At 57.4% G+C, this 22139-nt stretch carries 18 protein-coding genes and 2 tRNA genes; 12 read left to right on the top strand and 8 right to left on the bottom strand.

From position 1 onward, the window contains the following. Nucleotides 1-3: 3 nt before the first annotated feature. Nucleotides 4-2103 (top strand): ATP-dependent DNA helicase RecG, encoded by a 2100-nt coding sequence (recG, locus tag ACO05M_RS04660; RefSeq protein WP_421868406.1) that lies wholly within the window; start codon nucleotides 4-6, stop codon nucleotides 2101-2103. A gap of 26 nt (nucleotides 2104-2129) precedes the next feature. Here the strand turns inward: recG and ACO05M_RS04655 are convergent, their stop codons facing one another. From ACO05M_RS04655 to ACO05M_RS04645, 3 genes are all read right to left on the bottom strand, one after another. Then, nucleotides 2130-2618: a copper chaperone PCu(A)C gene (locus tag ACO05M_RS04655; protein ID WP_421868403.1), complete on the bottom strand. Its 489-nt coding sequence runs from the start codon at nucleotides 2616-2618 to the stop codon at nucleotides 2130-2132. Nucleotides 2619-2888: 270 nt separating this feature from the next. Next, nucleotides 2889-3287, bottom strand: a complete 399-nt coding sequence (locus ACO05M_RS04650; RefSeq protein WP_421868400.1) for a DUF2946 family protein — start codon at nucleotides 3285-3287, stop codon at nucleotides 2889-2891. Between the two features lie 125 nt (nucleotides 3288-3412). Continuing rightward, nucleotides 3413-5311, bottom strand: coding sequence for a diguanylate cyclase (locus tag ACO05M_RS04645; protein WP_421868397.1), 1899 nt, complete (start codon nucleotides 5309-5311; stop codon nucleotides 3413-3415). 183 nt (nucleotides 5312-5494) lie between these two features. Here ACO05M_RS04645 and ACO05M_RS04640 point away from each other — a divergent pair, with 183 nt between their 5' ends. From ACO05M_RS04640 to ACO05M_RS04615, 6 genes are all read left to right on the top strand, one after another. After that, complete coding sequence (locus ACO05M_RS04640) at nucleotides 5495-5959, top strand: PilZ domain-containing protein (protein ID WP_421868394.1); 465 nt, start codon at nucleotides 5495-5497, stop codon at nucleotides 5957-5959. 274 nt (nucleotides 5960-6233) lie between these two features. Next, complete coding sequence (locus tag ACO05M_RS04635; protein WP_421868391.1) at nucleotides 6234-9206, top strand: EAL domain-containing protein; 2973 nt, start codon at nucleotides 6234-6236, stop codon at nucleotides 9204-9206. 113 nt (nucleotides 9207-9319) lie between these two features. Next, nucleotides 9320-9396 (top strand) — tRNA-Met (locus ACO05M_RS04630). A gap of 48 nt (nucleotides 9397-9444) precedes the next feature. After that, nucleotides 9445-9521, top strand: a tRNA-Met gene (locus ACO05M_RS04625). 264 nt (nucleotides 9522-9785) lie between these two features. After that, entirely contained in the window at nucleotides 9786-10316 is a 531-nt protein-coding gene (locus tag ACO05M_RS04620; protein ID WP_421868388.1) for a PAS domain-containing protein, read from the top strand. 3 nt (nucleotides 10317-10319) lie between these two features. Next, nucleotides 10320-11813, top strand: coding sequence for a methyl-accepting chemotaxis protein (locus ACO05M_RS04615; protein ID WP_421868386.1), 1494 nt, complete (start codon nucleotides 10320-10322; stop codon nucleotides 11811-11813). A gap of 86 nt (nucleotides 11814-11899) precedes the next feature. On the opposite strand, the gene ACO05M_RS04610 is transcribed toward ACO05M_RS04615, so the two are convergent. The 3 genes from ACO05M_RS04610 to ACO05M_RS04600 form a co-directional block, all read right to left on the bottom strand. Then, nucleotides 11900-12616, bottom strand: a complete 717-nt coding sequence (locus tag ACO05M_RS04610) for an aspartate/glutamate racemase family protein (RefSeq protein ID WP_421868383.1) — start codon at nucleotides 12614-12616, stop codon at nucleotides 11900-11902. A gap of 117 nt (nucleotides 12617-12733) precedes the next feature. Then, nucleotides 12734-13987, bottom strand: a complete 1254-nt coding sequence (locus ACO05M_RS04605) for an NAD(P)/FAD-dependent oxidoreductase (RefSeq protein WP_421868381.1) — start codon at nucleotides 13985-13987, stop codon at nucleotides 12734-12736. Nucleotides 13988-14022: 35 nt separating this feature from the next. Then, nucleotides 14023-14370 (bottom strand): RidA family protein, encoded by a 348-nt coding sequence (locus tag ACO05M_RS04600; protein WP_421868379.1) that lies wholly within the window; start codon nucleotides 14368-14370, stop codon nucleotides 14023-14025. Nucleotides 14371-14924: 554 nt separating this feature from the next. On the opposite strand from ACO05M_RS04600, the gene ACO05M_RS04595 reads away from it, so the two are divergent. The 4 genes from ACO05M_RS04595 (at nucleotide 14925) to ACO05M_RS04580 (ending at nucleotide 19185) form a co-directional block, all read left to right on the top strand. After that, nucleotides 14925-15392, top strand: a complete 468-nt coding sequence (locus tag ACO05M_RS04595; RefSeq protein ID WP_421868377.1) for a tripartite tricarboxylate transporter TctB family protein — start codon at nucleotides 14925-14927, stop codon at nucleotides 15390-15392. A gap of 14 nt (nucleotides 15393-15406) precedes the next feature. Further along, nucleotides 15407-16936, top strand: a complete 1530-nt coding sequence (locus tag ACO05M_RS04590) for a tripartite tricarboxylate transporter permease (RefSeq protein WP_421868374.1) — start codon at nucleotides 15407-15409, stop codon at nucleotides 16934-16936. Between the two features lie 86 nt (nucleotides 16937-17022). Continuing rightward, on the top strand, nucleotides 17023-17970 hold the full coding sequence (locus ACO05M_RS04585; RefSeq protein WP_421868372.1) for a Bug family tripartite tricarboxylate transporter substrate binding protein: 948 nt from the start codon (nucleotides 17023-17025) through the stop codon (nucleotides 17968-17970). Between the two features lie 285 nt (nucleotides 17971-18255). Further along, on the top strand, nucleotides 18256-19185 hold the full coding sequence (locus ACO05M_RS04580; RefSeq protein WP_421868371.1) for a LysR family transcriptional regulator: 930 nt from the start codon (nucleotides 18256-18258) through the stop codon (nucleotides 19183-19185). On the opposite strand, the gene ACO05M_RS04575 is transcribed toward ACO05M_RS04580, so the two are convergent. Together ACO05M_RS04575 and ACO05M_RS04570 are read right to left on the bottom strand one after the other, a co-directional pair. Next, entirely contained in the window at nucleotides 19182-19535 is a 354-nt protein-coding gene (locus ACO05M_RS04575) for an antibiotic biosynthesis monooxygenase family protein (RefSeq protein ID WP_421868369.1), read from the bottom strand. The two genes, ACO05M_RS04580 and ACO05M_RS04575, sit on opposite strands and share 4 nt — an antisense overlap. Then, nucleotides 19532-20050 carry a methylated-DNA--[protein]-cysteine S-methyltransferase gene (locus tag ACO05M_RS04570; protein WP_421868367.1) on the bottom strand — a complete coding sequence of 173 codons (519 nt, stop codon included), beginning with the start codon at nucleotides 20048-20050 and terminating at the stop codon, nucleotides 19532-19534. Before ACO05M_RS04570 ends, ACO05M_RS04575 begins: the two co-directional genes overlap by 4 nt. A 272-nt stretch (nucleotides 20051-20322) precedes the next feature. On the opposite strand from ACO05M_RS04570, the gene ACO05M_RS04565 reads away from it, so the two are divergent. Beyond that, a complete protein-coding gene (locus tag ACO05M_RS04565) occupies nucleotides 20323-21786 on the top strand; it encodes a PLP-dependent aminotransferase family protein (RefSeq protein ID WP_421868366.1) in 1464 nt (487 codons plus the stop codon). Nucleotides 21787-22139: the final 353 nt, after the last annotated feature.

The raw sequence follows: 22139 nt of genomic DNA, 5'->3' as shown, positions 1-22139 counted from the left end.
ATCATGGCGACATCGAACACCCCGCTACGAACGCTGGATCAGATCTCGGTTTCGCGCCTGAAAGGGGTCGGCGCGGCGATGCAGCAGAAGCTGGAAAAACTTGGCCTCGAGAGCCTGCAGGACCTGCTGTTTCACCTGCCGATCCGCTACCAGGACCGAACCCGCGTGGTGCCCATCGGCCAGTTACGCCCCGGCGACGAGGCGGTGATCCAGGGCCAGCTGATCAGCTGTGACGTACAAATGGGACGGCGACGGAGCCTGCGCTGCAAACTGCGCGATGCCAGCGGCGGCGTCACGTTGCGCTTTTTCCATTTCAGCGCCGCCCAGAAGAACAACCTCAAACCGGGGATGACCCTGCGCTGCTTCGGCGAGGCCCGGGTCGGCAGCAGCGGCCTGGAGCTTTATCACCCCGAGTACCGGGCCGTCGACGACGAAGCGTTCGAGCCCACCGAACAGCAGCTGACCCCGATCTATCCGGCGACCGAGGGTCTGACCCAGCCGCGCATCCGCGGCCTTTGCGAGCAGGCATTGGCGATCATGGAGCAACAGGGCGGCCTGCCGGAATGGCTGCCCGCCAGCCTGCATCAGCAGTTCGACCTCAGTGACCTGACTAGCGCGGTGCGCTACCTGCACCACCCGCCGGTCGGCACCGACCTGCTGCAGCTGAGCGAATCCCGCCATCCGGCCCAGCGTCGGCTGGCCTTCGAGGAGCTGCTGGCCCACCAGCTCAGCCTGGTGCGGCTGCGTCGCCAACAGCAGCAACATGCGGCCCCGGGATTGCCACCGGGCGGCACGCTGACACAGCAGTTTCTGGCGCAGTTACCGTTCCGACTCACCGCTGCCCAACACCGGGTCTGGCAGGAGGTCGCCTCGGACCTGAGTCAACCGCTGCCGATGCTGCGACTGGTTCAAGGCGACGTCGGTTCCGGCAAGACGGTGGTTGCCGCCCTGGCAGCGCTGCAAGCGATCGAGGCCAGTTATCAGGCCGCGGTGATGGCTCCAACCGAAATTTTGGCCGAACAGCATATGCTCAACTTCAGCAACTGGCTCGAACCGCTGGGGATCCAGCTCGACTGGCTCGCCGGGCGCTTGAAAGGCAAAAAACGCAGCGAGGCGCTGGCACGGATCGCCGACGGTACTGCCCGGGTCGTGGTCGGTACCCATGCGCTGTTCCAGGATGAGGTTCAGTTCCACAATCTCGGTGCTGTGGTGGTGGACGAGCAACATCGTTTCGGGGTCCATCAACGGCTGGCGCTACGCGAAAAGGGGCGGGCCAGCGGACTGGTTCCGCACCAGCTGATTATGACCGCCACCCCGATCCCCCGGACCCTGACCATGAGCGCCTACGCCGATCTGGACTGTTCGGTGATCGACGAACTGCCACCGGGACGAACACCGGTCAACACGGTCCTGATCGCCGATGAGCGCCGCGCCGACGTGGTCGAGCGGGTCCGGGCCGCCTGTCGCGAAGGACGCCAGGCTTACTGGGTCTGCACCCTGATCGAAGAATCGGAGGTGCTCGAATGCCAGGCCGCCGAAGTCACGGCCCAGGAGCTGACCGAAGCGTTGCCGGAATTGCGGATCGGCTTGGTCCACGGTCGCATGAAAGCAACCGAAAAGGCCGCCGTGATGGACGCCTTCAAGACCCGTGAACTCGACCTGCTGGTGGCCACCACCGTGATCGAAGTGGGGGTCGATGTGCCCAACGCCAGTCTGATGATCATTGAAAATCCGGAACGACTGGGCTTGGCCCAGCTGCATCAGTTACGCGGCCGGGTCGGGCGTGGCTCCGTCGCCAGCCATTGCGTGCTGATGTACCACAAGCCACTGTCGCAACAGGGGCGCGAACGGCTGCAGGTGATGCGCGAGACCAACGACGGTTTCCGAATTGCGGAGAAAGATCTGGAATTACGCGGCCCGGGAGAGGTTCTGGGAACCCGGCAGACCGGGATGATGCAGTTTCGAATCGCCGATCTGGAGCGCGATGCGGATCTGCTGGAGGGGGTAAAAACGGCAGCGGCTCAGATCGAGTCGCTACCGCAAAACTGCGACGGCATTATCCGACGCTGGCTGGCACAGGGCGAGCAGTACGGCAACGTCTGACACCGCCTCCTGCCCTGTCCGGATGTTTAATGTTTGTGCATCTCTTTTTTCATGCCGCCGGCCATGTCGTGCTGCATCTTATGACCGCCGGCCTGCATCATCGGCTGCACTTTCTTAACCGGAACACTCAGGGTCTGGCTGCTGCCGTCTGAGAAGTGCAGGGTCAGCGTTTCCTGCTCACCCGGCTTCAACTGCTTGTTCAAGCCCATCATCATGACGTGATAACCGCCGGGCTTCAGCTCAACCTGGCCCTGGGCCGGGATCAGGATCTTCTCAACCTGACGCATCCGCATGACCCCGTTGTCATTAACGTGGTTATGCAGTTCAACTTTTTTAGCCAGATCCGCTTCGGCACGTACCAGTGCCAGCTCTTGATCGGTCGGGTTGCTGATCACCATAAAACCGGCACTGTTCGGAGCACCGGGGGCACTGGCACGCAGATAAGGGTTGGTTACTTCACCGGCCGTGACCGGCAGAGCCAGCAGGCTGGCCATCAGTACAAGAATCTTTTTCATCGTATATTTGTCGCTCAATAGAAAAGCCTGGCAATCCAGGCTCGGTAGACCAAACAGCAACGGCAGCGGTGAACAATTCCGCGGAATCGGCTCAAACCGGCCATGCAGAGATTAAGGTTGGTCGTCAAAAAAGGCGTTCGATCAGGAACAGGCCGGTAGATCGGAAAAGCTCAGATTCAACCCACAACAATTGATCTGAAATCCAAGTCATCCGCCCACAACAACGTCAGACAAGGAACAAGGGGACCGATCCACAGGCCCGTCGTGGCATCAAGCCAGCGGCGGTGCCCTTGGATGGAGCGGCGTGAGAAACGGATCGGGAACGTCGCCCGAAAGTTGCGTGAGTTGCGGACCTATCGGCGCTGAATCCAAGGACTCGAAGCCACCGTTGGAGGGTATCGCACAACTGAAAAGCTGATAGAGCGAACACAGGGGACATTGCATCGAGCCCTGAGCGCGCTGTTCGGAACTGGGAATCTCACCGTCTTCGCCGATCTGGATCAGCTGAATCCCCTGCAGGGAACAGACCTGAACCCAGCGCCCTTCTCCCCCTTCGTGCTGTATCGCTGCGGCGACCAGGGGACCACCGAGCTGCGACAGCAACAACAACGCAACCAGCCCGTAAATGAACGGGCCGCGTCCTGCATGTCGGCGAAGGGTCAATGGCATGAGTGTGATTCCATCACAAACGATCGTCTGATTTTAATTCGCCATCCTCTGCTTGGCAATGTCGACCTACTCAGCTCCCTTGATGGTCATCAAGTTGGTAGGACTCAAGCGGCGACTGCTTAACCCTAACCGGATTCAGCATTGTCGGCGGTCGACTCCAACGGCCGCTGCTTGGCCACCCGATTGCGTCCCGACTTCTTGGCCCGGTACAGCGCATCATCGGCACGACCGGTCATCGTTTCCAAGGTATCGCCCGGCTGGTAGGCACTGACGCCGAAACTGGCACTTTGCGGCTGCCCCGTGCTGAAACGGTAGTCGGCAATCACCTGGCGTAGCTGCTCGGCTAATTTCATGCCGCCGTCCAGATCGGTATGGGGCATGATGATCAGAAACTCCTCACCTCCCCAGCGCCCCACGGTGTCGGTTTCACGGGCTCGCTGGCGCATGATACCGGACAGTTCTGTGAGCACCTGATCGCCGATCTGATGACCAAACTGATCGTTAATCTGCTTGAAATGGTCGACATCCAGCATGACCAGCGCGCAGTTGTCCCCGTAACGGGTGCAGTGGCTGATCTGCTGCTGCAGCTGCTGATCCAGTTTTGAACGGTTACTCAGTCCGGTCAGATGGTCGGTAACCGCCAGCCGCTCGGCCAGCTTCTTGTCGCTGATATCCTGCCGGATTCCGCGGTAACCGGTGCAGTTACCCTCGGCATCGACGATCGGCACGATGGTCGCTTCAACCCAGTAACTGCTGCCGTCCTTACGCCGGTTCTGCAGCTCTCCAATCCAGGTATTGCCGCTTCGGATCGTTCGCCAAAGCTCCTCAAACACATGGCGGGGCATATCCGGATGGCGGACGATGCGATGGCTTTGCCCCAGCAGCTCGCTCTCACGGTAGCCGGAGATATTGCAGAACGCGTCGCTGGCGTAGGTGATGGTGCCTTTCAAGTCGGTATCGGACAGGATCACGAAGCGATCAATCATGCCCTGAATATCCCGCAATTGGCTGTTCACATCACGCAGTGCACGCTCGGTCTGTTTATGGCTGGCGATACTTGCCAACTGCCGCAGCGCCAGCAATAGCATCACCAACATCCCCAGCAGCAGACCGATAAAGAGCCCGCCGATATGGATCAGGTTATTGCGCCAGGGTTTGAGCGCCGCCTGGTAGGACTGCGACACCACGGCCAACAGAGGGTATTCACCGGCACGGTAGAAGCCGAATAGACGATCGCTGCCGTCGATCGGACTGACCATACGATCACTGCCGCGGCCCAGCTCAATCATGCGCGCAAACCGCTTTGCCAGGGACGGATCCCGGTTAAGATCAAAATCGATAAAGGTTTCGCTGGGCGGGTCACGAAACAGGGGTTTACCATCCAGCTGAAACAGCGTCGTCACTTCACCCTGACGCCGCTGTAGATGTCGGCCATACGCCTCGAACTGCGTTACCGGCACGGACAGAGCAAGCACCCCGGAAAAGTCGTCGTCAGCCTGGCGCAGCGGCACAGCCAAGACCACCTGGGGTTCTCCGCTTAAGCCGGGTTCCAACCGCCCCAGTTGCGGGCCGGCCGCCGGGTCAGAGCGCAGCACCTGAAAATAACCCTTAGTGCTCAGATCGATCGGTCTCGACAAGGCCTCGGCTGAACCGACCAGTCGCCGCCCCTTGGGATCGATCACAAACAGCTGCTGCTCAACCGTTAAATCGACATCCGAGGCAAGTTCATTTCGTTGACGCTGCAGTAGTTGTTGCAGCCGAGGCAATGACGGCTGGTCGAGAAGGTCCTGTTGTTCAATTAGAGAGCGGGTGGCAGATAACAGGATCTGAGCCCCCCGCAACCTCACCCCCACCGCCTGCGACTGAGCATAGGCCTCATCCATCAGCCGGGTTCGAACCTCTCGCTCCGTTCGCAACAACTCAAGCCAGATATAAAGACCAAATAACAGCGCCAGCAACAGTGCAAAAGAGACACTGCCAAGGATTAAAAGCCGCTTGATCTGCTGCTCGGAATAGTCCGCCATTAACCATCAACCTCTACTGCCGAAATGGGAGGCCCGCGGTTAAGCATATACGCTGTCATGTAAAGGCGTGAATCATTTGGCCCCGGTGAGCCCCAGGTCGGATCACCAGCAATCCCGATTCCGGCCTTCAGCTTATGCCAGTCCCGTCGATACATGATCTATCGCCCGATGTCAGGAGCGTCAATGAAACGGTTTCTCAAGCTAATGTTTTGGAAAAGAAAAAGTGCTGACGAGCAGCTTTATGTCCGCTGCGAAATCGACAACAAGCGCTCGAACTACCGGGTCACACCCGAGGACAACGGTACCTTGTCGCTGCTGATCGAAGGCGAACCGGCGCGAATCAAGAACATTTCCGTCAGCGGCATCGCTTTCGAACTGAACGATTCGAACTCCTCGTTGAACGAGAAACGGGAGCTGCACGGTATTCTGTACATCGGCCATCGCCACAGCCCGATTCCACTGTTGCTGCAGGTATTGGATCGCCAGGCTTCGCTGCTACGCTGCCGAATCCTGAACCTGGATTCCTTAACCCAGCGTAAACTCTCCGCGGCAATTACCCATTACCAAAAGCAACAGATCCGCTCCCTCAGCAGAGGTGATGATGCCGAACCTGTTCAGCAGAACAGCACCCCCCCAACGTTCGACTGATTGGCTGGTTAAAAAAGAGAACGAATCCAACAAGCCGGCCCTGCCGGGTTTGGCAGTCTGCCTCTATCACCGAAGGTGGATTGCTTGACAAGTGTCAAATTGATCGGTTACCACTGACACAACCGATGCAAATCCTGATAGCCTCAGCCGGTACAGCGCCGCTCAACATGCGCCACTTATGAGGCAAGTTTGCCCCTCGCGACACGGGCCCTCCGGGCCATGTTTAACGAGCAAGGGATAAACACCAAACTCGGCGAGATCTGGAGTGCACAGGGTGAAGCTGACTCTCAAATCCAAGCTATTGATTACGATCGGGATTGTATTCGTCTGTTCGTTTGGCGCGGTGATCTATTACGACTACCAAAGTGCTCGTGAAGAGATCATCGCCAACCTCAAGAATGAAGCCAATACGATCCAGGGGCTGCTGCGCGCCACCCGTAATGTCTATCGGCATCAGTTTGTTACCAGCGGCATCCCGCTCAACGACAAAACCGTGGGATTTCTTCCCGCCCACGCCCTGAATCGGATCTCCGACGAGTTTAACAACTGGGTCAAGTCCGGCCTCTCCTTCAACAACGTCTCAGACCGCCCCCGCAATCCGAAGCAGCGTGCGGATAAAGTCGAACAGGAGGCGATGGCTTTTTTCAGAAAAAATCCGGAAGCCACCCAGCGAATCCGCTATTTCCAGGATGAACAAGGGCGTAGCTTCTACCATTACTCCTCACCGCTCTGGATAACCCAAAGCTGTCTTCAATGTCACGGAAAGCGCGAAGACGCCCCACTCTCCATCCAAACCCTCTATACCCAGTCATTCGGCTATCAACTGGGAGAGTTGCGCGGCATTCTCAGCATCAAGCTTCCCAGCACGCTGCTGGAAGAACGGATCAACCAGCATCTATGGGGCTCGGTCGCGGCCTATTTCGCCGCGTTTATGCTGACGTTCATCGCGGTCTTCTGGCTGCTCAAGCACAACATCCTCAATCGCTTGAAACTGCTCACCCAGGCCAGCAGTCGGATGGCGTCGGGGGAGTACCGGGTTCGGATCAACAGCCAAGGCAGCGATGAGATCTCGGCCGTTGCCAATGCCTTTGACAGCATGGCCGAGGCGGTTGAATCCCGTGATCGAACCCTGCGCGATAGCGAACAGCGCAGCCGGGCCATCTTCGAATCCAGCGGTGAAGGTATCGTCGTGGTGGACGAGAAGGGCTGGATTCGCGAGGCCAACCGAACCAGCGGCAAAATTTTTGGTTACCCGGAGCAGAACCTGATCAGCACCTCAGCGTTTAATCTGCTGCCAAACGAGGGGCGTATAGCTCAGCTACGGAAACTGATCCGCTTTATCCGCTCCGGCCCTAATGCTGCCAAGGGGCTAAACCGTATCGAGGTTAAAGGGCAGCGCCAGAATGGCGAGGTCTTTCCTCTGGAGCTCAACGTCAACGACCTGACCCTCGATAACGAGCACTTCTATCTGGCGGTAGTGGAAGATATCTCGGAAAGAAAGCGGGCTGAGGCTGCGCTACTGCGGAAACAGGAATTCCTGCAAACCGTTATCGACGGTGTCGTTGACCCGATCATGGTGATCGATACCGACTACCGCATCGTCATGACCAACAGCGTCGCCCGTCAGAACATCCCCAAACACCTGGCCTCGGAGCCGGTACTCTACTGCCATCAGGTATCCCATCACTCCGACGTACCCTGCAGCGGCGATGAACACCCCTGCCCGTTGCGGGATGTGATGGAATCGGGCAAGCCCGTCACCGTCGTGCACGAACATCATCTCAAAAACGACAAAGTGGCGACCGTCGAGCTGGATGCTTCACCGTTCTGGGGCGAAAACGGCAAGCTCGAAGGCATCATCGAGGTTGCCAGAGACATGACCGAGCACCTGGAAGCCGAGCGGCAGCTACTGGAGAACGAAGAGCGGCTACTGTACCAGGCCAGCCACGATGACCTGACCCAACTCGCCAACCGCTCCCTGTTCAACAGCCGCCTCGAGCACGCCATCGACCGTTGTGAGCGTGATGGGGGGCGGATCGCGGTGCTGTTTCTGGATCTGGATCGGTTCAAAAACGTCAATGACAGCCTCGGTCACGACATCGGCGACGGCATGCTCAAAGAGGTGGGCAAGCGGCTGGCCGCGGTGATCCGAAAAGAGGATACCGTCGCTCGCATGGGCGGCGATGAATTTACCGTGATCCTCGAAGATATCGGCGTCATTGAAGATGCCGTGGTTGTGGCCCGTAAATGCCTAAAGGCACTGTCGGAGAAGATGACCGTGCAGGGCATCGAATTCTTCCCATCGGCCAGCATCGGCATCAGCCTTTATCCTGACGATGCCACCACCGTCGAAGGGCTGATGAAATGTGCCGACTCCGCCATGTACCGGGCCAAAGAAGCCGGCCGCAACACCTACCAGTTCTACACCGCCGATATGAACGAATACAGTTATCGGCTGCTGATGCTGGAAGCGGATCTGCGCCAGGCGCTGGAGAAGAATCAACTGCGGCTTCACTTCCAACCCCAGTTTGATCTGAACGACGGTCGCCTAGTCGGCGCCGAAGCGCTGCTCCGCTGGCAGCATCCCGAACGCGGCCTGATCTCACCGGGAGACTTTATTCCGCTGGCCGAAGATACCGGGCTGATCCTGCCGATCGGCGAGTGGGTACTGCGCCAGGCTACGGGGCAGCTGCATCGCTGGCATCAACGCGGGCTGACCCAGATGAAGATCGCTATCAACGTTTCAGCACGCCAGTTCAATCGAGATCTGCCCAAACTGATTGCTCGTACCCTTGGGCAACACCAGCTGGATCCTGCCGTGCTTGAGCTGGAGATCACCGAAAGCGTGTTGATGGAGAATGCCGAGGCGTCGACATCGATACTCAAGGATCTGGAGCAGATGGGACTGACCCTGGCCATTGATGACTTCGGCACCGGTTACTCTTCGTTGAGCTACCTGAAGCGCTTCCCGATCTCGACCCTGAAGATCGACCGCTCATTTATCGTCGATCTGCCCGATGATGAGGATGATATCGCGATCGTCTCCTCGGTGGTCGCGATGGCCAACCATATGGGGCTGGAAGTGGTGGCCGAAGGCGTTGAAACCCGGGTACAACAGCAGTGTCTTCAGCAACTGGGATGCACCCAGGTCCAGGGTTTCCTGTTCGGCCGCCCCATAGAGGCGACCGAATTCGAGCAACGCTTCCTACCGCCAGGCAAGTCGCCGACAACAACAAGCGAGCCATAACGCCTGCCGCCGAATCGGTATCCGATCATCCATCCCGCGAAATAGACTAACTAAGAAATAAAAAAAGACTGGACAAACCGATTTGATATCTCTAGTATCTGCCACCTCGTTGATGCGGGGTGGAGCAGCCTGGTAGCTCGTCGGGCTCATAACCCGAAGGTCGTCAGTTCAAATCTGGCCCCCGCTACCAACGAAAATTCTTTTCAGATTATTTAGCTACCACTGAAAAGATCTCTGGTGCGGGGTGGAGCAGCCTGGTAGCTCGTCGGGCTCATAACCCGAAGGTCGTCAGTTCAAATCTGGCCCCCGCTACCAACTTACAGGAAGGCCGATCAGTCACTAACTGGTCGGCTTTTTTCGTTTCTGGCTGCTGCCCCCCCCGTTAAATCCTTTACGACAGTCCGATCGTCTATGCCTACGACTAAGGATTGATGCCTGGATCCGGTACCAGGCTTGCGTAGAGACAGCCGTAACCCCCAAAATCGCTAAATTAGCGTCACAGCATAAGGCCAGCCGCACCGCACTATAGATAAAGCATCTATTTCCCTTTGGAATTTCGCTTTAGTCAAAGGTAAGAATATGAAGCCAAAAATAACGCCCCGGGACAATGAGATTAAACTCGGTGCCGATGAGTTTATCGTCAGCAAGACCGATACCAAGGGCAAAATCACCTATGCCAACCGCGTGTTTATGCAGATCGCCGGCTATCCTGAGGATCAGCTGTTAGGGATCCAGCATAATATTATCCGCCACCCGGATATGCCCCGCGGCGTCTTCAAGTACATCTGGGATGAACTCAAGCAGGGTCATGAAGTCTTCGGCTACGTCAAGAACCTTACCTCAGACGGAAGCTATTACTGGGTTTTTGCCAACATCACCTGCGATTACAACGACAGCGGCGAGCTGGTCGGCTACTACTCGGTCCGACGCCGTCCCAGCCAGAATGCGATCGATACCATCGTTCCGGTCTACAAAAAGATGCTGGAGATAGAGAGAGCCAGCCGCACGTCCGAGGCCTGCGAAAAATCGCTTGCCTACCTGGTCAGCGTCCTCGAAGAGCTGGGCGTGGGGTACGAAGAACTGATCTTAAGCCTGGACGAGGGGGAATAACCGATGGGATACGCAGCAACTAATCAGACCTCCTCCAGCCGCAAGATTCCGATGATTCGAACCCAGCTGGACTGGGGGATCGGGGCGTTCGTGTTTGTTAACATCGTCTTCACGATCTATTTGACCGTCTTCGCCGATGCCTCATTAGCGGTCCTGGTCTACCCACTGCTCAGTCTGGCGATGGCGGTTTACGCGGTTCTTATCGGCAACCGGGCCCTGCTGGTTCTTTCGCGGATGGCGGATGTCCTGCGCGACACCAGCAAAGGCAATATCCACAAACGGATCACCCGCACCAAAGGGATGGGTGAACTGGGCATGGTGGCCTGGGAACTGAACGATTTCCTCGATCGGGTTGAGACCTACTTTAAAGAGGTCGGTACCTGCTTTAAACGGGTCAGCGAAGGCGACCATAACCGCCGAGCCCAGCATCGCGGCCTGCAGGGCCAACTCAAGCACTCACTGATCATGGTCAACCAGGCCCTGGATGCGATGAGCACCAACGCCGAACTGATCTCAAAGAATGAATTGGCCTCAGGGCTGCACCAGCTCAATACCGGCAACCTGATCTTGAATCTGAAACAGAATCAGGAAGACCTGCTGGTGATCAATGACGACCTGACCCAGGTCCGAGAGATCGCCCAATCCAATGCCGAAACGGCGCAGAAGAGCCAACAGACGGTCGCCACCATCAGCAGTGGACTCAACTCGGTGACCACCAACAGTGAAAGCGTGCTCAAGGTGGTTAATGATCTGAGTGATGACAGCGCCAAGGTAACCGAGGTGCTGGGTATGATTACCGGGATCGCCGAGCAGACCAACCTACTGGCCCTCAATGCCGCTATTGAAGCCGCCCGCGCCGGTGAGCAGGGCCGCGGCTTTGCCGTCGTCGCCGACGAAGTCAGAAACCTGGCCAACCGGACTAAATCGGCGGCTCAGGATGTGTCGGAAATCCTGGCTCGATTCAGCGACCGGGTTGAGCAGATGGCCAAGGAAGCCCAGTCATCCTGCGAGTTCACCACCGAGATCAACGTCCTGGTCGATGAGTTTAAAGAGCAGTTCAAGGTCCAGGCGAAAACGGCCCAGCAGTCGCATACGCTGGTCAACCAGGTCCAGCACCGGGCCTTCGGCTCGCTGGTCAAGGTCGATCATGTGATCTTCAAGCAGAACGGCTATATCGCGCTGGGCGCCCAGGATAAGGGTGATGAGTACAACGCTGTCCAGGTTAATCACACCCAGTGCCGTCTCGGTAACTGGTACTACCAGGGCCACGGCAAAGACAACTTCGGCCATACCCAGGCCTACAAGCAACTCGAAACCCCGCACCAGCTGGTCCATCAGCATGTCCAGCAGGCCTTGGCGGTATCCGAAGGCGATTGGCACAAAGACGAACAGCTACGTCGGGAAATCATCGCCCACATGGATGCATCCGAGCAGGCCAGCAACGATGTCCTCAATTACATCGACCTGATGATCCAAGAGGTTCGAACCGAGCCCTGACCGGTGCCGATCCGCATAAAAAAAGCCGATCAGCTCTCCACTGATCGGCTTTTTTGTTTCGGCAACGCAGCCAGCAGAGCAAGCGCTTAAGCGATCTTTCGCTCCACCGCCGCGGCGACCATCCGGGTCAGGCTGGTCAGGTCGAATACCGGCAGGCCGAAGCGCTGCTGCAGTTTCGGAGCAAAATGGGACAGATCGGTACACTCCAGCACGATCGCCCCTACTTCGGGGTTCTCGCGCAACATCTGCGCCACCACCACGGTCAGCTCCTGCTCGAACACCAGCATGTCCAGATCGTTGCTGTCACCGCGCAGGATCACTTCGGCAAACTGCGGCTGATGCTGCATCCCGGCTACCACCAGCGGCTCATCGGCAATACCGACACCGACCAGATGATCCATCGACAGCGCTTCGGAGTTGGCGACCACCACACCGACTTTCTGATCCGATTTCAACATCCGTGAAACCAGCGGCACCTGGATCAGGCTGGACATGAACACCGGAATATCGACCGCATCGGCCAGCGCCTGCTGATGCAGCGCCAGGAAGCCGCAGCTGCCGGTGATCGCCTTCACGCCTTCACGCTCCAGCTCCTGCGCCGCCTCGATAAAGGGCTTGAGCAGCTCCGGATCACGCTCGCGGATCAGACGGTCGATGGTCGCGCCCTTCACCGTCTTGTACATGATCGGAAAATCGAAACTGGCCGGGTGCTTGATATGGCCGTCGGGCTTCGGGAAATAGGATTCCAGCGAGATAACCCCCAGCGGCACACCGCAGATATTGATTCCACCTTTGATCAGCATAATGTTGCTCTCTTATTCGATTGGTTCCACCGCCCTGCTTCTGTTTATCAGTGTATCCCAGGTCCGGTGAATGGATGGATGAGGAATCTCTGGTCGAATCAGAGATTCCCCGAATGCTTAGCTAAACCGCTCCGGCGAGAATGGACTCAGGTCCACCGATGGCGTCTTGCCCTGAATCGACTCGCTGATCAGCTGACCGGTGACGGCGCCGAGGGTCAGTCCCAGGTGGCCGTGACCAAAGGCGACGCTGATCTGCGGATGCTGTTTCAACGGCCCGATGACCGGCAGTGAATCGGGGGTCGATGGACGACTGCCGACCCAGGTGGAGCGGACGCTCGGTTCCTGGCCCAACATCACCCGGGCATGATTGAGCATCACGCTGGCGCGGGTCGGATTCAGCGGCGCATCGGCATGGGCAAACTCGGCCGTTCCGGCCAGTCTCACCCCGTCGGCCATCGGCGTCAGGAACACCGCCTTATCGAGCCAACCGACCGGGCGACTGAGGGCTTTCGAACCGGTATCCAAGGTCAGGTGATAACCCCGTTCGCTGACCAGCGGGAAGTCAGATCCCAAGGATTTGAGCAGCACCTTGGAGGCGGTGCCGGCACAGAGAACCAAGCGATCAAAATGCTCGACTCCCTGGCTTAATTGCAGGCTGACGCCGGTCCCCGAACCCTTGGTGCCGACACTGATCTGTTCGACGCTGTCCTGCACCACCCGTCCACCGTTTTCGGCAAAATGGAGGGCGTAGCTCCGGGTCAAGGCGATCGGACTGACGGTGTAGCGGGTGTTGGGATAGAAAACCCCGCCGGCATGGAAATCGGCCAGATCGGGCTCCAGCTCGTTGACTTCAGCGGCGCTCAGAAACTCCAGCTTAACCCCCTGTTGCAGGCGCTCAGCCATGTCGCCGTTACGGGCATCATCAACGCCCTGCTCCGACTCAAACAGCGCCAGACAACCGTTGGCCTTGATCAGCGACTCGGAGCCGCTTAGTTGCAATAGCTGCCGATCCGCCTCCGGCGCGACCTGCTGCAGCGCGGTCAGCGCCGCCCGGCCATGCTCGTAGCGGGATTGGAAACAGGATTTAAAGAACCCCCAACCGTAGGGCAGCAGTTTGGGCAGGTAACTGCCCTGCATCGACAACGGGCTGGTGCTGTCGAGCAACATGCCCGGCATCTTGCGCATCAGGGCGAACTTGGTGAACGGCAAGCGTGCATAGTCGGCAAACAGACCCGCGTTTCCGAACGACGCCCCCATGCCCGGCTCATCCCGATCGATCAGGGTGACCCGATAACCGGCCCGTTGCAGCCAGAGCGCACTGGAGAGGCCGACAATACCGGCGCCAACGATAGCAATATGTTGATTTTCCATGGTGTTTTCGGGGTCGGGGACCACGCCTCAGAAACTTAAGCCTTGGCCGCCACGACCTGGATTTCGACCAACAATTCCGACCGAGCCAGACGCGATTCCACACAGGCGCGAACCGGTGCATGGTCGCTGTCGACCCAGGCATCCCAGACCTCATTCATCTGGGCAAACTGACGGATATCGGACACCCAGATATTGGCGCTGATCAGGTGCTGCTTATCACTGCCGGCATCGGCCAACAAGGCATCAATCTGGGCCAGAATCTGGCGGGTCTGACCGGCCATATCCTCGGACGGATCTTTGGCGACCTGGCCGGCAGTCCAGATCAGACCGGCGGTGCTGACCAGCTGGCTCATGCGCTGATTGGAGTGTTGACGGTGGATCATGCTGTTCTCGCTATCTTCGGCCCATCAACGGCTAGATGCCGCCTGAGTTCACGAACAGAATTCGTGTCGGGCATGGCTAAATTGGGTATCGATAACGAATAAAGGAAGGGATCAGTGAGCCGGGTTAAGGCCATGATGCAGGACAACCAACCCACCAGAGGTGTGCTTAGGTCGGGGAGCTTCTTTTATTGTTATCGTTCGCATCGCCGCCTCGGATTCTGATCCTGCTGCGACACGCTGAAATTATTATTTGCCCCGAACAAACATAACCACAAATCTTATTTTTTTAAGATTTTATCAATTTAGCTTATATGCAGCTTAGATCCCGCCCTGCGCCTTGAACTGCTCAATTCCTGAACAAAAAACATAAGCCCGGCTTATATAATCAAATATTTTTTCGAATTGTTTATATATTCAGTTTGATTACACTGGATTGAAATAGCGATCTCTACCCGTGATTTACCGGTTGGCGAACAGCCCTAAATCGCCACCTAAGCCACCAATTACGGGACTTCCAGAGATCAGATAAAAATAAAAAAGTTTCAGGTAGTACAATGGACAGAAGAAAAATCGACGTCGGTCTGTCGACGTTCCTGATCATCATCGCGGTGATCATCCTGACCAACGACAACCTTGTCGAAGGCGGCGCTGAAACCGATCTGGGATCGATGTTTCTGCCGCGCATCGTCGCAGGTCTTATCATCGCCTTTGCCGCTACTATCGGAATCCAGTCGCTCAAATCGCTGCTGTCCGGTGCCAAGGCCGAGGGCAGTGAAGAGATCATCACCGACGGCTTCGGCGGTATCTTTGTCTATATCGGTATCTTTGTCGGCTACTGGCTAGCCGTTCCCCACCTCGGATTCCTGATCACCACCCCGATCGTCATGCTGGCAATCGCCATCCTGCTAGGCGGTCGCAACTGGGTCCCGATGATCACCATTTCGGTCATCACTCCCGTGCTGATTTTTTACGGCTCCAGAGAGTTTCTGCGGGTTTTCCTACCCACCTGGACCTTGACCTAAGCGGGAGATAAACCATGTTCGACAATATTCTCAGCGGATTCTCTGCAATCATGGCGGTCGGCCCGATCCTCGGTATCATCACCGGCGTCGTGGTGGGCATTATCTTCGGCGCGATTCCCGGCATCTCTGCGATCATGGCGATCGCGATCATTCTGCCGATGACCTTTTACGTCGATCCGATCATCGGCATTACCATGCTACTGGCGGTCTATAAGGCCGGCATCTACGGTGGCTCCATTTCGGCGATCCTGATCAACACCCCCGGTGCCGCAGCTTCGTTCCTGACCGCGCTGGATGGCCACGCCCTGACCAAGGCGGGTAAAGCCGGCAAGGCCCTGGATATCTCGCTGTTCTCGTCGGTTTCCGGCGAGATGCTGGCTACGCTGGTACTGATCCTGGTGGCCGCGCCGATCTCCGCGATCTCGCTGCAGGCCGGCCCGATCGAGAAAGTCTTCCTGCTGCTGTTCGCCTTTACCGTGATCGGTACCCTGGCCGGTGAGTCGATCCCCCGGGGCCTGCTGTCCTGCTGCCTGGGGATGCTGTTTGCGATGGTCGGCATGTCGTCGATCACCGGTGCCTCACGCTTCACCTTCGGTTTCACCGAGCTGATGGCCGGCTTCACCTTCACCCCGATGCTGATCGGTATTCTGGTGATGCCCGAAGTGCTGAATGTGATTCGCCGTCGTCGTGTGCCCCATCATCAGCTTGCCATCACCCGTTCGCCCAACCCGGCCGACAACCGGATCAGCTTTCCCGAGTTCCGTTCGGTATTCCGTACCATTCTGAAGTCCAGCGGTATCGGCACCTTTATCGGCGCCCTGCCGGGGCTGGGCTCTAGTACAGCGGCCTTTATCGCCTACGGTGAAGCCAAGCGTACATCGAAGAATCCGCAGAAGTACGGCAAAGGCTCGGTCGAAGGTATCGCTGCGGCCGAGTCCGCCAACAACGCGGTCTGTGGCTCCAGCATGATTCCGATGCTGACCCTGAGTATTCCCGGTGACGATGTGGCGGCCCTGCTGATGGGTGCCTTCCTGATCCACGGCCTGACGCCCGGCCCGATGATCTTCTTCGAGCACACCGAAACCATCTACGCGATCTTCGCCGGCTTCCTGATCACCGATCTGTTCCTGCTGGGGATTGCCAAATCCGGCTTCAGTTTCTTCGTCAAGGTGGCTTCACTGCGTCGCTACTACATCTTCCCCTGCGTGACCGTGTTTGCCTTCACCGGCGCCTTCACCGCCGGACAGAACATGGACGACATCCTGGTGCTGATCGTCTTCACCGCGATGGGCTACGGCATGCGGATGGTGGGGTTGAACCCGGCCGTCTTTATCGTCGGCTTCATCCTGACGCCGTTCTTTGAACAAAACCTAGACCAGGCACTGGCGATCGTGGGCACCGAGTACCACCTGCTGTTTGCCTCTCCGTTCTCCTGGGTCTTTATCGCGCTGTCTTTCTTCTTCATCTACTCCGGTATACGGATGCGGAAGAAGACCGCCAAGAACCCTCCGGCTACAGAGGAGGAATGCGCTCAATCGACCTAACAGTTACCCGTTTCTTCGTATCGAACCCTGGGTTCCATAACGCGAAGGTTTTGAAATCACATAAAAAAAACAAGTAAAGGTATGAAATGATGAAAAACACAAAAACTACCCTGCTGTCTCTTGCCGGCGCCGTTGCCGTATCTCTGTCCAGCGCAGCTATGGCTGGCTACCCGGAAAAGCCGATCAACGTGATCGTCCCCTGGGGTGCCGGCGGTGACTCCGACCTGACCACCCGTATCTGGGCAGACGCGGTCGAAAAAGAGCTGGGTGTTCCGGTTGTCGTAATCAACAAAGCCGGCGGTGGCGGTGTGGTTGGCACCTCGTTCGTAGCCAACGCCAAGAAAGATGGCTACACCCTGATCAACGCCGGTCTGAGCAACATGCTGGTGACGCCGAACTTCAGCAAAACGCCCTATACCTTTGATACCTTCACCCCGATCCTGAAGATGACCTCGGTCCCGTTGGCCGTGGTTGTAGCGAAAGACAGCCCCTACCAAACCTTCGATGAGTTCATCGCCGGTGCCAAGGCCAACAACCTGACTCAAGGCTCCTGGGGTGCGTCCTCATCCGGCACCATTCTGGCCAACATCATCGCCGATCAAGCCGGCTACAAGGTCAAGTACGTGCACGCCAAAGGCGCTGCTGACTCGATGGTTTCCGTCGTTGGCGGCCACATCGATTCCGCCGTGTCCTTCCCGCCGGCCTTCGGCCCGCACGTAAAGGCCGACCGCGCCCGCGCACTGGTTATCGACCAGAAGATGGACGACTACCCGGGCGTTCCGACCTTCGGTGACTACGGCATCCAGGGCAGCTTCGGCGGCTGGTCCGGCGTCTTCGCACCCAAGGGTGTGCCGCAGGAAGTGACCGACAAACTGATCGAAGCCACCACCAAGGTGATGCAGGATCCGGAAGTGATCAAGAAGTACCAGAACATCGGTGCCGTGGTCGACTACCGTCACGGTCCGGAGTGGGTCAACGACATGAAAGTGACCTACAACATCATGAAGGACGCGGCGGCCAAGGCCAAGAAATAAGCGTCTGACGGATACTCGGTGACATTCGCGTCGGGCCGTCGTGATGTCACCGAGTATGCCGGACTCCGCTTGGAGTCCGGCAATTTCTACTCCCGCCTTTCGCGCCGGTAACGGCAGTCATCTGCTCCACCCTCAAGTTCAAGTTCAAGCTCAAGCTCAAGCTCAAGCTCGCTGCAGCTTATTCCTAGACTCCCTAGACAGCCGCTCATCGATAACATAATTTATCGCTTACATTATTGGCCTTTTATCAGTCAAACTAATATTTATGAGTCGATAGGGTGTTCCATGAACTTGAAACAGATGGAAGCTTTTCGTGCCGTGATGCTGACCGGCTCGGTCTCCCAGGCCGCCAAACAACTGTTCCGAACCCAGCCTGCGGTCAGCATGATGATCAGCTCGCTGGAGGAAGAGATCGGCTTCCAGCTGTTTGAGCGCTACAAGAAGCGCTTGCATCCGACGCCCGAAGCGGACTATCTCTATCGGGAGATCGAAGCGATCTTCAGTCGGATTCAAGATGTCAGCCAGACGGTGCAGGATATCCAGAACAAGCAGTACGGCTTTTTGCGGATCGGCTGTATGCCCGGCCCCTCCACCTTTTTTGTACCGGAGTTGCTGGCCGACTTTCTGGAAGAGCATCCCAAGGTCCAGGCGTCACTGCAGACCCGAACCTCGGATCTGGTGGCCGAGTGGGTCGCCTCCAATCAGTATGACCTGGGCCTGGCGGAGATCACCCAGCACCAATCCCAGCTGGCCAAAGAGGACCGCTTCAACCTTCCCTGCTTTGTCGCCATCCCGGCCGATAATCCGCTGGCCGAGCACGAGGTCCTGAATACCGAGCTGCTCGACGGCGAGCCGATGATCACCCTGCATCCGGACCATATGATCTTCCACGATCTGCTGACCCAGTTCGAAACCAACGGCCACCGGATGAACGTTCGACTGCAGACCCGCTTTTATATTCCGGCGCTGACCTTCGTCGAACGGGGTCTGGGCGTCTGCGTGATGGACCCGGTCTCAATCCTCAGTTATCAGCACTATGCCAAACCGGGCAAGGTGGTGTTCCGCCGCTTTGATCCGCAGATCATGCTGAAGATCGGCCTGTTCTACCCGGTCGATACGCCCCGGTCACGTATCACCAAAGCGTTCTCCGATAAGCTGCGCAACCGCTTGAATGAGATCCGCGATAACCCGGAGAGCTATCTCGACTGGGGTTAGGCCGAATCATCGTGGGCAGCGACACTGTCGGCCGGGGTCTGCTCCCGCTGGACCATGCCGTAGTCACGATCGACCTCCGCCACCCGTAGGCGATAGTCTTTAAATACCCCGCCTCGCCCCTTGGCTTGGGCGACCCGGTGTTCGGCCAGATTACGCCACTGCTGTACCGCCTGCTCGTCGCGCCAGAACGACAGCGACAGGATTTTGCCGTCTTCAACCAGACTGGAGAATCGCTCGATCGAGATAAACCCGTCGATATCGTCCAGCAAAGGCCGCAGCTCAGCGGCGATATCCAGATACTCGTCCATCCGTCCATCGGCGGGCCAGACTTCAAAAATTACTGCAATCAAAATAATGACTCCTGTCTGATCGGCTGCTCCAACTGCAGCAGATACTGTTTTGCTTTCAGTCCACCGGCATAGCCGGTCAAAGCCCCATCGCTGGCCACCACCCGGTGGCAAGGAACCAGGATCGACAGCGCATTGGCCCCGTTGGCCGCCGCCACCGCCCGCACGGCCTTCGCATCCCCCACACGCTTGGCCAGCTCCAGATAGCTGACCCGCTCACCGTAAGGGACTTCAACCAGGGCCTGCCAAACCCGCTGCTGGAACTCACTGCCGGCAAAGCGCAACGGCACAGTGAACACTTGTCTTTCACCGGCGAAATACTGCTCTAACTGATCGATCGTCAGTTGCAGCAGCTCGCTGTCACCGGTTTCAAAATCAGCCTTCAGATAGCGCTGCAAACGCCGGTCAACGGCCTCACGGCGACGACGATAGCGCCAGTCGCACAGGCAGAGTCGGCCCTGAAAGTCACCCAATAACAGCTCACCACAGCTTGAACGGTAGCTTCGTAGTCGAATCATCGGGGCCTCTTTGGTGCCGTTCGGTTGGCTTCAATGGAAGCCTAGCGTATCAATCAAGCGACCAACTATCCGAAACTTGTCGTTATATTCGGTTTAATTGCCGGATAGGATCCACCTGCGATAGTAGAGATAGTTAGCCAAAACAGTTCCTTAACTCATGGTACTAAGCAAAACTGGTTGCTGGAACTAACCCCCTGGGGTTGGGCAAACGTATTCTGGACCCTACAATAAAAAGACATGCCCTCGCTGCATGCCGTCGGCGGAGAATGACTATGCTCAATCATCTGTTTCATCTTTCCTCAGAGAGCGAATCCAGCTTACAACAGCAGATTCGCGAGCAGATCAGCAAAGCCATTATCGATGGCCATGTCCCGCCGGATATTCCGCTGCCATCGACCCGCAAACTGGCCGAGATGCTGGGGGTTTCGCGCAACACCGTGATTCTGGCCTATGAGCATCTGGTCTACGACGGCTACCTGATCTCCAAGAAACGGGCCGGCTACTACGTCAACGATGAGATTCTGAAAAGCTCGGTCAAGGAGCAGGCCCCGGTAGAGCTGGACCCCGGCAGCAAACCGGACTGGGATGCCTATCTCAAGGAACGTCCGTCAAAGAAGAAACTCTACAAAGTCCACCGCTGGCAGGATTATCCCTATCCGTTTATCTACGGTCAGTTGGACCCCAACCTGTTTCCCTACAACCACTGGCGCGAGTGCTCCAAGGAATCAGTCTCGGTGCAGTCGATCAACGAGTGGTCCGGGGATCGCTACGATGACGACGATTCGCTGCTGATCGAGCAAATTCGGACCCGTTTGCTACCCCGGCGCGGTGTTTGGGCCGATCCGGACGAGATCCTGATCACCGTCGGCGCCCAGCACGCGCTCTACATGATCATGCGGATTCTGCTGAACCGGGAAACCCGTTTCGGCCTCGAAGATCCGGGCTATCCGGAACTGGTACAGATGGCCGAATGCACCGGCAGCCAGATCAAGCACCTGGCGGTGGACCAGGATGGGCTGCAGGTCGGCAGGCAGTTACGCGACTGCGACCTGATCTTCACCACCCCCAGTCACCAGTTCCCGACCACCGTGACGATGCCGATGGAGCGTCGGCGCACGCTGCTGGAGCAAGCCTCGAAGGATAACTTCCTGATCATCGAAGATGACTACGAGTGCGAGACCACTTTCGCCACCAACCCGACCCCGGCGCTCAAGAGCCTGGATAAGAACGATCGGGTGATCTACATCGGCAGTCTTTCCAAGACCCTGTCACCGGGCCTCAGACTGGGCTACATGGTGGGACCCAAGGCGCTGATCCGTGAAATACGCGGTCTGCGGCGACTGATTCTGCGCCACCCGCCGATGAACAATCAGCGCGCCGTGGGGCTGTTTCTGGCCCGTGGCTACCACGACTCTCTGGTCCGCTCATTGGTGAAAGTCTACGAGGAGCGCTGGAAAGAGGTCGGCGAAGCCCTGCATAAACATCTGCCCGAATCGGCCGAACCCCCGGTATTTGGCGGCTCCTCTTACTGGGTCAAGGGGCCTGCCAATCTGGATGCGCGGGAGCTGAAACGCCGAGCCAGGGAACGGGGTGTGGTTATCGAATCCGGCGACTTCTATTTCCTGCGAAAAAACCCGCCGCTGAACTTCTTCCGGCTGGGATATTCCTCCATCGCCACCGAGCGAATCCAGCCCGGCATCGATCGATTGGTCAACATCATCCGCCAGATCACCTGAAATTGATGCTATTCCGATAGGTCCAACGCAGCCCCCAAAGGCTGCGTTTTTTATTGCGGCAAAGCCAGGCTCCGCGCACGCAACAACAGCCTATTAGAAAAACAAATAAAACTTTTAAATATCTATTGGTTACCGATTTTTTGCAGAGCAAAAACCCACCACAGCGATTCGGCCCAATCACCTCGGCTCTGGACCCAGATTGACGGATCCACCTAATCCAGTTGGAACCATATTTTCGGTTGACGTTGGGTCTATTGGTCACGGAATCACCAATTTTATATTCGAATCTCCAGCTCAGCGCACCGGCACCCACCGTCGCCATCGCAAAGCTAGGAGCGCCAGGATTGATTAAC

The organism is Motiliproteus sp. (genome assembly GCF_965230735.1).
GTDB lineage: Bacteria > Pseudomonadota > Gammaproteobacteria > Pseudomonadales > Balneatricaceae > Motiliproteus.
This window is presented reverse-complemented; position numbering and strand designations above follow the sequence as displayed.

Excerpts from the sequence above, each read along its gene's own strand:
- recG (WP_421868406.1), top strand. The coding sequence starts at position 4 with ATGGCGACATCGAACACCCCGCTACGAACGCTGGATCAGATCTCGGTT.
- ACO05M_RS04655 (WP_421868403.1), bottom strand. The coding sequence starts at position 2,618 with ATGAAAAAGATTCTTGTACTGATGGCCAGCCTGCTGGCTCTGCCGGTC.
- ACO05M_RS04650 (WP_421868400.1), bottom strand. The coding sequence starts at position 3,287 with ATGCCATTGACCCTTCGCCGACATGCAGGACGCGGCCCGTTCATTTAC.
- ACO05M_RS04645 (WP_421868397.1), bottom strand. The coding sequence starts at position 5,311 with ATGGCGGACTATTCCGAGCAGCAGATCAAGCGGCTTTTAATCCTTGGC.
- ACO05M_RS04640 (WP_421868394.1), top strand. The coding sequence starts at position 5,495 with ATGAAACGGTTTCTCAAGCTAATGTTTTGGAAAAGAAAAAGTGCTGAC.
- ACO05M_RS04620 (WP_421868388.1), top strand. The coding sequence starts at position 9,786 with ATGAAGCCAAAAATAACGCCCCGGGACAATGAGATTAAACTCGGTGCC.
- ACO05M_RS04615 (WP_421868386.1), top strand. The coding sequence starts at position 10,320 with ATGGGATACGCAGCAACTAATCAGACCTCCTCCAGCCGCAAGATTCCG.
- ACO05M_RS04610 (WP_421868383.1), bottom strand. The coding sequence starts at position 12,616 with ATGCTGATCAAAGGTGGAATCAATATCTGCGGTGTGCCGCTGGGGGTT.
- ACO05M_RS04605 (WP_421868381.1), bottom strand. The coding sequence starts at position 13,987 with ATGGAAAATCAACATATTGCTATCGTTGGCGCCGGTATTGTCGGCCTC.
- ACO05M_RS04600 (WP_421868379.1), bottom strand. The coding sequence starts at position 14,370 with ATGATCCACCGTCAACACTCCAATCAGCGCATGAGCCAGCTGGTCAGC.
- ACO05M_RS04595 (WP_421868377.1), top strand. The coding sequence starts at position 14,925 with ATGGACAGAAGAAAAATCGACGTCGGTCTGTCGACGTTCCTGATCATC.
- ACO05M_RS04590 (WP_421868374.1), top strand. The coding sequence starts at position 15,407 with ATGTTCGACAATATTCTCAGCGGATTCTCTGCAATCATGGCGGTCGGC.
- ACO05M_RS04585 (WP_421868372.1), top strand. The coding sequence starts at position 17,023 with ATGATGAAAAACACAAAAACTACCCTGCTGTCTCTTGCCGGCGCCGTT.
- ACO05M_RS04580 (WP_421868371.1), top strand. The coding sequence starts at position 18,256 with ATGAACTTGAAACAGATGGAAGCTTTTCGTGCCGTGATGCTGACCGGC.
- ACO05M_RS04570 (WP_421868367.1), bottom strand. The coding sequence starts at position 20,050 with ATGATTCGACTACGAAGCTACCGTTCAAGCTGTGGTGAGCTGTTATTG.
- ACO05M_RS04565 (WP_421868366.1), top strand. The coding sequence starts at position 20,323 with ATGCTCAATCATCTGTTTCATCTTTCCTCAGAGAGCGAATCCAGCTTA.